Below are 14,674 nucleotides of genomic sequence, written 5' to 3' on the forward strand. Positions count from 1 at the left end.
TGCGGGCGAGAGGACTTCACCAGCCGCCTCCAGCTGCTCTATGATGCTCATGGGCCACAATATGTAGTGGCTCATGTGAACAAAGTCTACAGTTTTGTACAACCCACTGAACGGTTACGCCGCGACTTCAGTCGCCCCAGCGGGGCCGAGGCCTCTGCATTCGTGACCGCTGCCGCGCCCTGGCATCGTGCCGTCCGCAGCTAGATCCTTCGGCGCGCGTGGTCTGGTGTACGGGCCAGTGCAGTGCGCTCGCGCCTCTGGATGACAGATCGCGCTTCGGGCGGCCTGGCACACTCGACTTCGCATGCAGTCCGCGAAGGCGGACTTCGTGATTTGCCAGCCGCGACTTCAGTCGCCCCAGCGGGACCGAGGCCTCTGCTTTGGTGACCGCTGCCGCGCCCTGGCATCGTGCCGGCCACGGTTAGATCCTTCGGCGCGCGTTGTCTGGTGTGCGGGCCGGTACGGTGCGCCTGCGCCTCAGGATGACAGGCCCCGTCGCCGCTCCGGTACTGGACGTACCGCGCCTGAGTCTGGTGTGTACCCCCTCGCCCACGCTGTTTGTGGGAGAGGGTGGCACGCGTGTCAGCGCGGCCGAGTGAGGGCCCCACGGCAGCCGAGGCCCTACACCAACTCCGCCCACGGGCTGTCCCGCAGCCGCTCGCGGTCCTCGTCGCTGCAGGCCAGCGCCAGCACCGGGGCCAGGCTCTCGTCGCGCAGCACGAAATCTGCGCCCTCGGCGACGGCGGGGCGATACACGACGCCCATGTACGCCGCGAACGCGTCCACGGCGGGTCGCGCCTCCAGGTCCGTGGCTCCATCGCCCACCAGCAGCACGGGGCGGGGAAGGTCCCACTTGGCCAGCACCCGCGCCTTGCCTCCGCTGCGTGCCAACGGCGACTCGCGGTCGAATCCCATGTAGGCGCCGTCCGCGGCGAACGTGATCCCCACGGCGGCGACGTCGTCCGACGCGAGCCCCAGTTCCGCCGCGACCGCCTGCACCGGAGGTGCCAGGCCGCCGGAAAGGATCCGCACCGTCTTCCCCAGCCAGCGCAGCGCCGCCACCACCTCGCGGGCGTGCGGCACCAGCGTGTCCACGTACATCCGCCCGACCTCGTCCACCCGGGCGCGCGTGGGGCGGATGAGATCCAGGCGCCGTCCGTAGACGTCTTCCAGCGGCACCTCGCCACGCATGGCAGCGTCCGTCAACGCGCGGATCTCGCCTGCCGCATCGCCCGCGAGCTCGTCGATGCCCTCGATGCGCACGAGCGTGGAGTCGCAGTCGAACACCACCGAGGCAAACCCGCTCACGCCGCCAGCTCCATCCGCCGTTCCCCCAGCATCTCCTCCATCCGCGACAGGCAGCGCGAGAACTTCTTGCCGAACGCGCCCGTCAGCCAAGCGCGGGGAAACAGCTCGTCCAATTCGGCATCCGCCGTGGCGGAGAACGGAACGGCGCCGTCGTATACCTTGTCGACGAAGTGCACCCACCGCAGCCCGTCGTACAGGTCCGTCATCGGCTGCACCCCCTCGATCAGCAGTTCGTCGACCGCCTCGACCACGGCGTAGTAGCGGATGGGGTGGACGGTACCGAGTCCATTCAGCAGCTCCTGGAACCCCGCGGCCAGCGCCCGCTCGCCCGCCCGGCTCCGCGCGTGCTCCATCGACGCGTCGTCCAGGAAGGTGGCACGCCCCGGATCGGCCTCGAAGCGGCGGTGGCGATAGTCCTCGCCCTCCACGCGCAGCACCTCGAACGCCGACGACAATTCCTCGATCTCGGCGGTGAAGCTCTTCTGGTCGAAGCGGCCGCGCCCCAGCTCGTCGGGGATCGTATTCGAGGTCGTCGCCACGCGGATACCGTCCGCCAGGGCGCCGCGGAGGAAGGCGATGGCCAGCTTCAGGTTCCCCGGATCGTCCAGCTCCCATTCGTCCACCGCCACCAGCCGCTGCCCCCGGAACGCCTCGCGCGCCTGCTCCACCCCCAGCAGGCCGATGGCGTATACCAGTTCGTCGAAGCTCAGGTAGGCGCTGGGCTTGGGCGCCGCGTTCCACAGCGACGCCAGCAGGTGCGTCTTGCCCACCCCGAAGCCGCCGTCCAGGTACACGCCCGCGCCCCGCTGCCGGCCGCCAAGCGCGCTGCGGAGCCGCGACCAGCCGCCCGTGGACGCGTGCATCTCGTCAGCGACCTCGCGCAGCCGGTCTACGGCAGCGGCCTGGGACGGGTGCCGCCCGTCGGGGCGGTAGTCCTCGAACCGCTTGTCCGAAAACCGCCGCGGCGGAACGAAGGCCGCCAGCAGCTCGGCCGCGCTCGGGCGGGCCGGAATCTGGTCCAGCAGGGTGGAAAGACGAAGCACGTGCACCTGGATTGATCGGCCGGTTCAACGGCCGGTAACCTATCGCCTCGCGGGGCCGGGGCCAACATCCTTGACGTGCCCGCGGCTGCCTCTTATCATCTCATCTAACACTGTTAAGTATCCGGACGAGGTTATGGGAACGAAGGAACGGCGGGACCGGGAGCGGCAGGAGACGCGCGAGAAGATTCTCGACGCAGCGCGCGAGATGTTCGCCACGCACGGTGTCGAGGCGACCACCATGCGCGCCATCGCCGAACGCGTGGAGTACACGGCGGCTGCCATCTACCACCACTTCAAGGACAAGGACGCGCTGATCATCGAGATGGTGCACGGCGACTTCCGCGCGCTGGGGCAGCAGTTCGTCCGCTTTGCGCAGGTGCCCGACCCGGTGGAGCGCCTGCGGCTGATCGGGCTGGCATACGTGGAATTCGCCATCCACAAGCCGCACCACTACACCATCATGTTCATGACGCGCACGCCGTACACCGAGCCGGACTTCGATCGCGGCAACCCGGAGCAGGACGCGTATGCGCTTCTGCTGCACACCGTGACGGAAGGGATCGAGCAGGGCCGCTTTCGCCCCGAGCTGAACGACGCGGAGCAGCTTGCGCAGATGATGTGGGCCTCGGTGCACGGGCTGGTGTCGCTGCAGATCGCCAAGTGCGACGACCCGTGGATCCACTGGCGCGACCTGCGTGAGACGTCGGCGCTCACCATCGACGCGATGATTCGTGGAATCCTGCGCGAGGGATGATTCATTTTACCCATACGCTTAACACTGTTAGAAAGTAGTATCCCGATAGGTCGTCGGTATTCCGAACGGCAGGTTCACCCCGACAGGAGGCTGGTACCCATGCTGTCACCCACTCGGCTCGCGCCGATGCTCGTTCTTCTTCTCGCCGCCGCCCCGCTCGCCGCCCGAGCCCAGGGCGATCCGCTGGGCGGGTACGTTCGCCAGGCGATGGAAAACAACCTCTCGCTGCGGCAGGAGCGCCTTTCGGCCGAGCGGAGCAGCGCGGCCGTGCGCGAGGCGCGCGGGCTGCTGCTGCCGACCGTCAGCTTCGACGCCCGCTACAGCGAGCTCAGCGGGGGGATGAACCTGGGCGACCTGGTGAACCCGGCGTACGAGGCGCTCAACCAGGTGACGGGCACCACGCAGTTTCCTACCAACATCGACGCGCGCCTCCCGATGGCGCAGGAGACCAAGATCCGCATCGCGCAGCCGCTGCTGGCGCCCGCGGCGTGGGAAAACCAGCGGCTGCGGCGCACGCTGGCCGACCTGGACGGCGCCGCGCTGGGCACCGCCACGCGCCAGCTCGCCGCTGACGTGCAGACGGCCTACCTGGACTACGCCCGCTCCGCCCGCGTCGTCGAGCTCTACCGGAACACGCTGCCCCTGCTGCAGGAGAACCTTCGCGTGGCGGAGCGGCGGGTGGAGAACGGGACGGCCACCCCCGACGCCGTTCTGCGCGCCCGCGCCGAGCGCGCCGAAACGGAGCAGGCCTTGGCGGAGGCCGAGGGGCGCTCCACGGCCGCGCTGCGGCGCTTCAACTTCCTGCTGGGCCGTGACCTGGACACCCCCGTCGAGGTGCTCGCCGACTCAGCGCTCGCCTATCCGCTGGCCGTCACGGAGGAAGACGTGGTGCGCTCCGCCCTCGCCGGACGCGAGGAGCTGATGCAGGGCGCTGCCGGGGTGCGCGCGGCCGAGTCGCAGGTGCGGCTGGCCCGCGCCGGCCAGCTGCCGACGGTCGCGCTCGCCGTGGACTACGGCATTCAGGGCAACGCCTACCGCTTCGGCAAGGACGACGACTTTGCCATCGCCTCCCTGGTGGTGTCGTGGAACGCGTGGAACGGCGGGCAGCACGGCGCCCGCCGCGAGCAGGCCCGCCTGGACGCGGACCGCGCCCGCAGCCGCCGCGAAGAGATCGGCCGGCAGGTGGAGCTGCAGGTGAGGACGGCGTACCGCGGCGCGCAGGTGGCCCGCGGCGCCATCGCCACCGCGGAAGAGCGGCTGGCGGCGGCGGAGCGCACCTACCAGCTGGTCGCCCGGCGCTGGCAGGAGGGGATCGCGCCCCAGATCGAGCTGCTGGACGCCCGTACGTCGTTCACGGCGGCGGGGCTGAACCTGATCCTTACGCGATACGAGTACGCCGCCCGCTGGGTAGAGCTGGAGCGCGCCGCCGCGCTCCGCGACCTGGCCCGCTGACCGCGCCCATCAAACGAGAGGAATCCGACGATGAATACGAAGTCCCTGACTTTCGCGCTTTCGCACTCTCGCACCTTCGCACTCCTCGTCCTCGCTGCCGCGTGCGGCAAGGACGCGGGCGCCGCCATCCCACCCGCCGACAACACCGTCGCCGTCCGCACCGCGCCGGTGGCCCGCGAGTGGGTGACGCAGCCGGTGACGGCTACGGGCACGCTGGCCAGCAAGGACGAGATCGACCTGTCGTTCAAGATGCCCGGCGTGGTCGCCCGCGTCCTCGTGGCCGAGGGGCAGGCGGTCCGCCGCGGCCAGCCGATGGCGACTCTGGACCTTCGCGAGATCGACGCGGCCGTGGGGCGCGCCCGCAGCGGGGTGGAAAAGGCGGAGCGCGACCTGGCCCGGGCGGAGCGGCTGTACGCGGACAGCGTCGCCACGCTCGCCCAACTGCAGGACGCGCGGACGGGCGCCCAGGTGGCCCGCAGCGACATGCAGGCGGCGGCGTTCAACCGGCGCTACGCGACGATCGTCGCGCCGGCGGACGGCGTGGTGCTGCGCAAGCTGGCCAACGACGGCGAGCTGGTGGGGGCCGGGATGCCCGTCCTCGTCCTCGGCAGCAGCGAGCGCGGGCAGGTGCTGAAGGTGGGCGTGGCCGACCGCGACGCGGTGCGGCTGAAGCCTGGTGACGCGGCGACGGTGCGGTTCGACGCCTTTCCCGGGCAGGAGTTCGCCGGGTCGGTGCGCGAGGTGGCGCCCGCGGCGGACCCCGCCACGGGAACGTACCGGGTAGAGGTGACCGTGCAGCCCGGCGGGCGCGCGCTGTCGTCCGGCCTCGTCGGCCGGGTGGAGATCCGCCCGGCGGCCGGGGCGCAGATGGCGGTGGTCCCCATCGGCGCCATCCTGGAGGCGGACGACGAGTCCGCTACGCTCTACACGCTGTCGGCGGACGGGCGGCGCGCGCGGCGGCTGCCGGTGACCGTGGGCTTCATCCAGGGCGAGCGGGTGACGGTGACGGGCGGGCTGGAGGGCGTGGACCGCGTGGTGACGGACGGTGCGGCGTACCTGAGCGACGGCGCGGCCGTGAAGGTGGTGCCATGATCAGCCGCATCACGGAGTTCTTCGTCGACCGTCCCCAGCTGACGGTGGTGCTCTTCCTGATGACGGCCGCCATGGGCTTCGCCTCGTGGCAGGCCATCCCCAAGGCCGAGGACCCGCTGCTTTCCATCCCCACCTACCTGGTGGTGGGCGTGTACCCCGGCGCCAGCGCGGCGGAGATCGAGCAGCTGGTGGTGGAGCCCATCGAGGAGCGGGTGGGCGAGCTGGAGGGGCTGCAGAAGGTGGAGGCGCGGGTAGAGGACGGGCTGGCGGTGCTCATCGCCGAGTTCGATCCCGCGGCGGATGCCGACGACAAGTACGACGAGGTGCTGCGCGAGGTGAACGCCCTTCGTCCGTCCCTGCCGGCCAACCTGCACTCGCTGGACGTGGACAAGATCAACGCCGCCGACGTGAACATCGTGCAGGTGGCGCTGGTGTCGGAGGCGGTGCCGTACCACGAGCTGCAGCGCCGGGCGGAGCGGCTGGAGGAGCGCATCCAGGCCGTCCCCGGCGTGCGCCGGGCGGAGTCGTGGGCGTTCCCCGAGCGCGAGGTGGGCGTGCAGCTGAACCTGGGGCGCCTGGCCGAGCTGCGCATTCCGCCCGGCCAGGTGCTGCAGGCCATCGGTGGGGAGAACACGAGCATCCCCGGCGGCTCGGTGGATGCGGGCACCCGCCGGTTCAGCGTAAAGACCAGCGGCGACTTCCAGTCCATCGACGAGATCCGCAACACCGTCATCCGCGCCGCGGGCGGCTCCGTGGTCTACCTGCGCGACGTGGCCGACGTGCGCTGGGGCTACGCCGATGCGACGCACATCGCCCGCTACAACGGCCGCCGCGCGGTGTTCGTCACGGCCAACCAGCAGCCCGAGGCCAACATCTCAGCCGTGCGCGACGGCATCTGGGCGGAACTGGACGCGTTCGAAAAGACGCTGCCGGCGGGGGTGAAGCTGGAGCGCGGATTCGACCAGTCCAGGAACGTGGAGGAGCGGCTTTCGCACCTGGGGCGCGACTTCGCCATCGCCATCCTCCTGGTGCTGCTGACGCTGCTGCCGCTGGGCGGGCGCGCGGCGGGGATCGTGATGGTGTCCATTCCGCTTTCCATCGCGATGGGGCTCACCGCGCTGAACCTGACCGGGTTCACCATCAACCAGCTTTCGATCGTGGGGTTCGTGATCGCGCTGGGGCTGCTGGTGGACGACAGCATCGTGGTGGTGGAGAACATCGAACGCTTCCTGCGCGAGGGGCACTCGCGGCGCGAGGCGGCGCTGCTGGCCACGCGGCAGATCGCCATCGCCGTCGTGGGCTGCACGGCCACGCTGATCTTCGCCTTTCTTCCACTGATCTTTCTTCCCGGTAACGCGGGCAAGTTCATCCGCGTGATGCCGTTGGCGGTGATCTTCACGGTGCTGGCGTCGCTGATCGTCTCCCTCACCATCGTACCCTGGCTGGCCAGCCGCGTGCTGTCGCGCCACTCCGATCCGCGGGGGAACGTCTTCATGCGGGCGCTGCACGGCGGGATCGGGCGGACGTACGCGCCGGTGCTGCACGCGTCGCTGGCGCGGCCCGGACGTACGCTGGCCGCGGCGGGGGTGCTGCTGCTGGCGTCGTTCGCCCTGGTGCCGGTGGTGGGCTTTTCGCTCTTTCCCAAGGCGGGAACGCCGCAGTTCCTGGTGGACATCGACACGCCGGACGGCAGCAGCCTGGAGGAGACGGACAAAGCCGCGCGCTTCGCCGAGCGTGCGCTGGCGCAGCTCCCCGGCGTGCAGAGCGTGATGACGAACGTGGGGCGCGGCAATCCGCAGGTGTACTACAACGTCGTCCCGCGCAACCAGAACCCCAGCGTGGCGCAGCTGTTCGTGACGCTGGACGAGTACGCCGCGCGCCGCACGCCGGCGATGCTCGACACGCTTCGCGCGCGGATGGCGGCTTATCCGAATGCGCGCATCCAGGTGAAGGAGTTCGAGAACGGCCCGCCGGTGGATGCGCCGGTCGCCATCCGCCTGGCCGGACCGGACCTGGACACGCTGCGCACGCTGGCGGCGCGGGTGGAGCAGGTGATCCGCCGCACGCCGGGAACCATGTACGTCGACAACCCCGTGCGCCTGGCGCGGACGGACCTGCGGGTAGACGTGGACGAGCACAAGGCGGGGCTGTTCGGCATTCCCGCGGTGGAGGTGGACCGCACGATCCGCCTGGGACTGGCGGGGCTGAACGCGGGCACCTTCCGCGACGGCGCGGGCGACGAGTATCCCATCCGCGTGACCCTGCCCCACGCCGGCACGCCCTCGGTGGAGGCGCTGGACCGCGTGTACGTGTCGTCGATGACCGGCGCGGCCGTTCCGCTGCGGCAGGTGGCGGACGTGAAGTTCGAGTCGTCGCCCGGGCTGATCCAGCGGCACAACCAGGAGCGCAGCGTCACGGTGACGTCGTTCGTGCGCAGCGGCTTCAACACCGACCGGGTGACGCGCTCGGTGCTGGGGGACCTGGAGGGAATGAAGCTGCCGGAGGGCTACCGCTGGACGGCGGCGGGGGAGATCGAGAGCCGGGAAGAAAGCTTCGGCGGGGTGGGCGGCGCGGTGATCGTGGCGGTGTTCATGATCCTGGCCATTCTGGTGCTGGAGTTCCGCACCTTCCGCAGCACGCTGATCGTGGCGTCGGTGATTCCGCTGGGCTTCGTGGGCGGCATCGCGGCGCTGTGGCTGACGGGCAACACGCTCTCGTTCACGGCGGTGATCGGGTTCGTGGCGCTGATCGGCATCGAGATCAAGACGAGCATTCTGCTGGTGGATTTCACCAACCAGCTGCGCGAGGAAGGGGTGCCGCTGGTGGACGCCATTCAGCAGGCGGGCGAGGTGCGCTTCGTCCCTATCGTGCTGACGACGCTGACGGCGATCGGCGGGCTGCTGCCGCTGGCGGTGGAGGGATCGTCGCTCTACTCGCCGCTGGCCTGGGTGATCATCGGCGGCCTGGTCTCGTCCACCGTCCTGGCTCGCCTGGTGACGCCGGTGATGTACAAGCTGCTCGCGCCGGAGATCGCGGTGCGCACCGTTCCCGTCACATCCATCGCGCCGAAGCAGGTGCGCGAGCCGGAACTGGCGGGCGTCTGAAAGTTCTATAAAAGAAGAGCCTCACACGGAGGGCACGGAGGGCACAGAGGAAAAAGCGGGAGGGTGTGTTCCTCCGTCCCTCCTCCGTGTCCTCCGTGCCCTCCGTGTGAGACCTGCTTTTGTTGTTCGGATGGCGGGCAACCTGCTCGATGGCGCGCCCGAACCTCTGCCCGGAGACTACGAGATGCGACAGATCGCCCGCGCCGCCCTGCTCCTGCTCGTCCTCAGCCTTCCCGGATGCCTGGTCGTCAGCTGCGGCGGGTGAGCTACCGCGCGGAAACCGGCACCCGGAACACGAAGCCCGTCGTGTCACGATCCAGTCCGAACGTCATGCCCAGCGCCGCCTCTCCAGGCGCCGTGCACGTCATCGAGTACCGCGTCGCGTAGCCGCCGGGGACGCGTTCACGACTCTCGCCGAAGCCAGCCCGCCGACTTCGGCGACCAGCGCGCCGCGCCGCCCGCCGGCGAATACCGAAACCTCGTAGAGGCCGCGCGCCGTCGCGACGGAACGCCCCTCGCGGCTGAGCACCCCATCGGCCACCGTCACCATCAGCCCGGGCCCGGAGCTGGTCCACACGAAACGCCCCTTGCGGGGGTCGAGCTCCGGGAAGATGTCGTTGTCGTTCGTGTCGATCACCTGTTTGACCGAGTAGAAGTGAACGTCTCCCGGTACCATTCGGACGCGCCCGGACCCCGGCGCCACATCGACGGGGACCCGACGGCCGTCGCGCGAAGCGGAATCGGCGGCGATCACGATGCGGGCCACCTGCCGCACCTCGATGGTCCGGACCGCGCTGAGGTCGTCCGTCCGGAAACCGACGGAGGTGTGGTCGGTGACGTACCCATCCGCTTCCGCGCGAATCGTCACCGTGCCGCTCCCGGTGGCGCGAGCCAGCCCCGACGACGGATCCACCTCGGCGACCGCGGGGTTGCTGCTCGACCAGCGGATCCCGGAGGGAGTCGGGACGATCACGCAATCGACCGTGTTTTCATCCACCTTCCCGGCGACCCGCACCCCGGAGCACCGCGCCGCGTACGGCTGGAAGCGCGCGGTGTCGCCCGTTAGCACGATCGGCCGCCGGGGAGTGGTCATGTCGTCGCCGGTGTAATACGGCTGGGCCAGCCCTCCACCGAACGACAGCACCATCACCGTGAAGCGCCCGTCGCTCCCCGTCCCCAATTCGCAGGCGTTGGCGGCGCCGAGAAGCACGGTGAGAGCGAGCGCACGTCTCAGAGGGGTCGGCATGATCCATCGAGGAGGAGGGATGCGGGGCGGTGACGGGTACCAACCGTAACCAAACACTCCGGATTCCGCAAGTTGGCCCACGGCAAGCGGGTACGAAAGCGAGGCGCGGGCACCTGCCCGCGCCTCGCCGTCCAGCGCAACGCTGGTCGTCAGCTGCGGAGGCTGACGCTCAGGCCCCCGCGAGCTCCGGCTGGCGGGCGTTCGGACGTACGGGCTTGGCGCCCGTGATCTTCTTGTAGGTCGTCAGGGCCTGGGCCACCACCTGGTCCATGTTGTAGTAGCGATAGGTCGCGAGCCGCCCCACGAACCACACGCCCTGCGTCTCCTCGGCCAGGTCGCGATACTGACGGTACAGCTCGGCGTTCTCGGGCCGGGGAATGGGATAGTACGGATCGCCCTCGTCGCCGGGGTACTCGAAGACGATGCTCGTCTTGGGGTGCTCCTGGCCGGTGAGATACTTGAATTCCGTGATCCGCGTGTACGGATGCTCGTTTGGATAGTTGACTACCGCGGCCGGCTGGTACCGTTCCTGGTTCAGCGTCTGGTGGCGGAACGTGAGCGAGCGGTACGGCAGCTTGCCGAACCGGAAGTCGAAGTACTCGTCGATGGGACCCGTGTAGATCACCTCGCCGTACGGAATCTGCCCCTCCACCTCACGGAAGTCCGTGTTCAACATCACCTTGATGTTGGGGTGCGCCAGCATGTTCTCGAACATGCGGGTGTACCCGTGCAGGGGCATGGCCTGGTAGGTGTCCGTAAAGTAGCGGTCGTCGCGGCTGGTGCGCGTGGGGACGCGCGCCGTCACCTGCGCGTCCAGCTCCGACGGGTCCACCCCCCACTGCTTTCGCGTGTAGTTGCGAAAGAACTTCTCGTACAGCTCGCGCCCCACCTTGCTGACCACCACATCCTCGGACGTGCGAATCTCGTCCACCGGCTCCGCGACGGACTTGAAGAACTCGTCGACCTGGAAGGCGGTGAGCGACAGCCCGTACAGCGAGTTGATGGTGTCGAGGTTGATGGGCATGGGCACCAGCATGCCGTCGACGCTGGCGCGCACGCGGTGCTCGTACGGACGCCACTCCGTGAAGCGGCCCAGGTAGTCCCACACCTCGCGCGAGTTGGTGTGGAAAATGTGCGGCCCGTAGCGGTGGACGAGGATGCCCGCGTCGTCGTAGTGGTCGTACGCGTTGCCGCCGACGTGGTTGCGCTTGTCGACCACCAGAACCCGCTTTCCCGCGCCCACGGCCAGCCGCTCGGCCAGGACGCTCCCCGCGAACCCCGCCCCGACGATCAAGTAGTCGAACATCAATCCCCCGCGGAAGCCATCAGTCCCGAAACTTCGTTCTCCAGCGCATCCCACTCGTCGCCCGCGGCGAACATCCGCTGCTCCAGCACCTCCTCCATCAGCTCGCTCATCTCCTGCCACGTGCGGTCCCACGAAGTCTTGGCCAGCTCCACATCGACTCTCTCCAGCCAGCCCCGGCGATCCGATTCCGCCAGGGCGGATTCGATCGCCTGCACCCACTCGTCCACCGTCTCGGCGATGTGCACCAGCCCCGTGCTTCCCCACGCCCGGACGACGTCCACGATGGGCGAGCTCACCGTCGGCAGCCCGGCAGCGAGGTACTCCGGCGTCTTGGTGGGGCTGATGAACCGCGTGTGCTCGTTGCGGGCGAAGAAGAGCGCGGCCACGTCCCATCCGCCCAGGTAGTCGGGCAACTCCGCGTACGGCTTGCCCGCCAGGTAGTGGATGTTGGCCGCGCGAGGCAGATCGTCTTCATCCAGCTTGGCGGCAGGACCCACGAACACCAGATGCCAGTCGGGGCGCGCCGCCGCCAGGCCGCGCACCAGCTCCAGGTCCAGCCGCTCGTCGAGCACGCCGCAGTATCCGATACGGGGATGCGGGATGCCGGCCTGGTCCGCCGGGTCATCGACGTCGCCCCGCGCGCGGTTGAAGTGCGCGGCGTCGATGCTGCTGGGGAACAGGTGGATGGACGGGTGAAGGCCCACCCGTGCCTCGTAGATGCTCCGCCCGCCGGTGAACACCAGGTCCGCGCGCTCCAGCAGCTCGCGCTCGCGGTCCGGCAGGTGGTCGGGCGCCCACTTGAAGCTCTTCAGCTCGTCCATCACGTCGTAGACGGTGGCGAGCGGCTGCAGGTGGCGCGTGTAGCCCACCGCCAGCGGATCGTAGTACCAGGCCACGTGCTCGCCGATGCCCTGCTCGGCCATGAAGGCGTCCAGCAGCTCGCACAGCATGACGTCGCTGGCGTCCCATCCGTGCCAGGGCAGGTGCGGCACCGCCACCACCAGCCCGTCGTCGCGCGTGCTGACGTCCAGCCACGGCTCCGCCGCGTCGTACGCGGGGGCCTGCCAGAAGAACACGCGCCGTTCGCGGGCAAAGCGGCTCATCAGGTGGTGGGGCCGCTGAAAGACGAAGTCCCAGCTCAGATGGCAGAGACAAAGAAGGTCCGGCTTGTCGTACGGTCCGGCGGCAGCGTGGGGCTGGTGATGCATGGCTTTACGGGCAAGGGAGCACGGCGGGGCAAGGTCGGCGAAGGGAGCGCGGCCAAGTGCCCGGAACCGGGATTGAGGTGCCATCACGGGCGCAAACGCTGTGCCCTCTTTGTTGAGTTTCTGACGCCCGCCGGGAACTCTGGATCAGGGTGCGACTCGCGGCGCCACAAAGGCGTCAGCGCGCGGACGGAATTAGGGACATCTCCCCGGCCGACCGGATCGGGCTGACACTGGGGCATGCCGCGGCCGCCCCCCTCTCCCGGCCTCTCCCCCATACACCCCATGAGGGAGAGGAGAATTCGATTGCGCTTCGGCCAGCCCGACGCACTCGACTGGCTCCCTTCCCCCGCGGCAGTTTGCGGGGGAAGGGCTGGGGATGGGGGGCGCCGGCCCGAGCACCGGGCCTGCCTGTCCGCACTCCAGCCCGAAGTGTACCCCCTCTCCCACGCTGTTTGTGGGAGTGGGTGGCACGCGTGTCAGCGCGGCCGGGTGAGGGCCTCACGGCAGCCGAGGCCTCGGCTGCCGTGACCGCTGCCGCGCCTCAGTTTGTACGTGTCCGCGGCTAGATCCTTCGCCCCGCGTGGCTCATCGTACGGGACGGTGTGGTGTGCCTGGGGCTCAGGATGACAGAAGTGGGTGCGAGGCAAGAGCTGCCTGCGCACCCATCTCGGTCGTTCCGGTCGAGCGGGTCCCCTCAGTACGCCTGGTCGGCGCCGGCGCGGAAGCCGTAGTCGCCGCTCGGCAGCGTTTCCACGCCGCGCATGGCGTAGTCGTCGCTGGGCATCTCCAGCTCCGACGCGGTGGCCTCCAGGTCACCCGCGAGCGCGCCCACCTCGTCGCCGGGCTGCACCTCTACTACCGTGCGGAACTCCTCATCCTCGATGTCGAACAGTTCGTCGTCGCGGCGCCAGCCGGGCGCGCCCAACAGCCCCGCGCGTCCGGCCAGGGCCAGCCCCAGCCCCGCGAGCAGGCCCACGGCCAGGGCAGTGGCGCCGGGGCGCATCGCCGCCTTGGTGTAGGCGCTGGACCGCCGCACGCGGCCCTCGTAGTCGCCGCGCGTGTGGGCCTCCTCCAGCGGCGGCTGGTACAGCGCGTCGCGGCGGCCGGGACGCGTGCGCTCGTCCTTCTGCTGCTGCGACCACATGGTCGCCTCGAACCCGCGGTCGGTGGCGCGCGGCGCGAGCATCCCCGCCATCCCCATCATCCGCCCGCCGGCGCCGACGGTCAGCGATTTTCGGCGGTGTGCGGCGCAGTACAGGATGGCGTCGGCGACGGTCTCCGGCCGGTAGACGGGCGCGGGCAGCGTCGGCTCGTATTCCATCAGGTTGCGCGCGTGCCGGGGGAAGGGCGTGTCGATGGAGCCGGGCTTGATGATGGTCACCGACACGGGCGCGCCCTCGTGCTCCAACTCCATCCGCAGAGCGTCGCTGAAGGCCTTTACCGCATGCTTGCTGGCGCTGTAGTGGCCCTGCAGCGGGAGCGTGCGGTCCGCCACCACGCTGGCGACGTTGATCAGCGAGCCGCCACTGCGCTTCAGATGCGGCAGCGCGGCCAGGGTGCCGTGCACCATGCCCCAGTAGTTCACGTCGAACAGGCGGCGCGCGTCCTCCACCGGCGTTTCGTCCAAGCGGCCGTAGATGGAAACCGCCGCGTTGTTGATCCAGGTGTCGAAGCCGCCGTACTCGCGCAGCGCGGTCTCGGCGATGCCCAGCACCTGCTCCTGGCTGCTGGTGTCGGCGACGGCGTACACGGCGTCGCCGCCCGCAGCCCGGATGTCGGCCACGATGCGGCGCAGGTTCTCTTCGTCGCGCGCGGCCAGCACCACCCGCGCACCTCGGCGTGCGGCCAGCTGCGCCGCGGCCAGCCCGATGCCGCTGGAGGCCCCGGTAATCACGATCACCTGCTCCCGAACGGGCTTTAGCCTGATCTCCATCTCACGTCCTCCCATGCACTTGGCTTGTTCGTCACCCGGGCGGGGTGCGGGTGCAAGCGGCGGGCCGACGCAAGCGAGCCTGGCCCTGCTGGGGCGACTGAAGTCGCGGCGTAACCGTTCAGGTGGCAGCAGCCAGGAGCTTGGGTGCAGCGTTGCCGGAGCGCAGGGCGGCGATGGAAAGAGCAATGAAGTCGAGCGGGTGCACCTTCTGCTGCTGGCAGGTGGCGC

At 69.6% G+C, this 14,674-nt stretch carries 11 protein-coding genes; 5 read left to right on the top strand and 6 right to left on the bottom strand.

The window, feature by feature from the left end; translation table 11 throughout:
* Nucleotides 1–621 precede the first annotated feature (621 nt).
* Complete coding sequence (locus tag VF632_RS16855) at nt 622–1,308, bottom strand: HAD-IB family phosphatase (protein ID WP_331024093.1); 687 nt, start codon at nt 1,306–1,308, stop codon at nt 622–624.
* Nucleotides 1,305–2,357 (bottom strand): cell division protein ZapE, encoded by a 1,053-nt coding sequence (gene zapE / locus VF632_RS16860; protein WP_331024094.1) that lies wholly within the window; start codon nt 2,355–2,357, stop codon nt 1,305–1,307. The genes VF632_RS16855 and zapE overlap by 4 nt, the downstream gene beginning before the upstream one ends.
* A 127-nt stretch (nt 2,358–2,484) precedes the next feature.
* Here zapE and VF632_RS16865 point away from each other — a divergent pair, with 127 nt between their 5' ends.
* The 5 genes from VF632_RS16865 to VF632_RS16885 all read left to right on the top strand — a co-directional run bounded on the left by VF632_RS16865 (nt 2,485) and on the right by VF632_RS16885 (nt 9,018).
* Nucleotides 2,485–3,105 (top strand): TetR/AcrR family transcriptional regulator, encoded by a 621-nt coding sequence (locus tag VF632_RS16865; RefSeq protein ID WP_331024095.1) that lies wholly within the window; start codon nt 2,485–2,487, stop codon nt 3,103–3,105.
* A 99-nt stretch (nt 3,106–3,204) separates the two neighbouring features.
* Entirely contained in the window at nt 3,205–4,557 is a 1,353-nt protein-coding gene (locus VF632_RS16870) for a TolC family protein (protein WP_331024096.1), read from the top strand.
* A 30-nt stretch (nt 4,558–4,587) separates the two neighbouring features.
* Entirely contained in the window at nt 4,588–5,649 is a 1,062-nt protein-coding gene (locus VF632_RS16875; RefSeq protein WP_331024097.1) for an efflux RND transporter periplasmic adaptor subunit, read from the top strand.
* Nucleotides 5,646–8,753 (top strand): efflux RND transporter permease subunit, encoded by a 3,108-nt coding sequence (locus tag VF632_RS16880; RefSeq protein ID WP_331024098.1) that lies wholly within the window; start codon nt 5,646–5,648, stop codon nt 8,751–8,753. Before VF632_RS16875 ends, VF632_RS16880 begins: the two co-directional genes overlap by 4 nt.
* A 130-nt stretch (nt 8,754–8,883) precedes the next feature.
* On the top strand, nt 8,884–9,018 hold the full coding sequence (locus tag VF632_RS16885; protein WP_331024099.1) for a hypothetical protein: 135 nt from the start codon (nt 8,884–8,886) through the stop codon (nt 9,016–9,018).
* A gap of 99 nt (nt 9,019–9,117) precedes the next feature.
* On the opposite strand, the gene VF632_RS16890 is transcribed toward VF632_RS16885, so the two are convergent.
* From VF632_RS16890 to VF632_RS16905, 4 genes are all read right to left on the bottom strand, one after another.
* Nucleotides 9,118–9,999, bottom strand: a complete 882-nt coding sequence (locus tag VF632_RS16890; protein ID WP_331024100.1) for a hypothetical protein — start codon at nt 9,997–9,999, stop codon at nt 9,118–9,120.
* A gap of 169 nt (nt 10,000–10,168) precedes the next feature.
* Nucleotides 10,169–11,305, bottom strand: coding sequence for a UDP-galactopyranose mutase (glf, locus tag VF632_RS16895; protein WP_331024101.1), 1,137 nt, complete (start codon nt 11,303–11,305; stop codon nt 10,169–10,171).
* Nucleotides 11,305–12,513 (bottom strand): glycosyltransferase, encoded by a 1,209-nt coding sequence (locus VF632_RS16900; protein WP_331024102.1) that lies wholly within the window; start codon nt 12,511–12,513, stop codon nt 11,305–11,307. Before VF632_RS16900 ends, glf begins: the two co-directional genes overlap by 1 nt.
* 694 nt (nt 12,514–13,207) lie before the next feature.
* Complete coding sequence (locus VF632_RS16905) at nt 13,208–14,446, bottom strand: SDR family oxidoreductase (protein WP_331024103.1); 1,239 nt, start codon at nt 14,444–14,446, stop codon at nt 13,208–13,210.
* Nucleotides 14,447–14,674: the final 228 nt, after the last annotated feature.

Origin of the sequence: Longimicrobium sp. (assembly GCF_036388275.1) — a bacterium.
Lineage (GTDB): Bacteria > Gemmatimonadota > Gemmatimonadetes > Longimicrobiales > Longimicrobiaceae > Longimicrobium.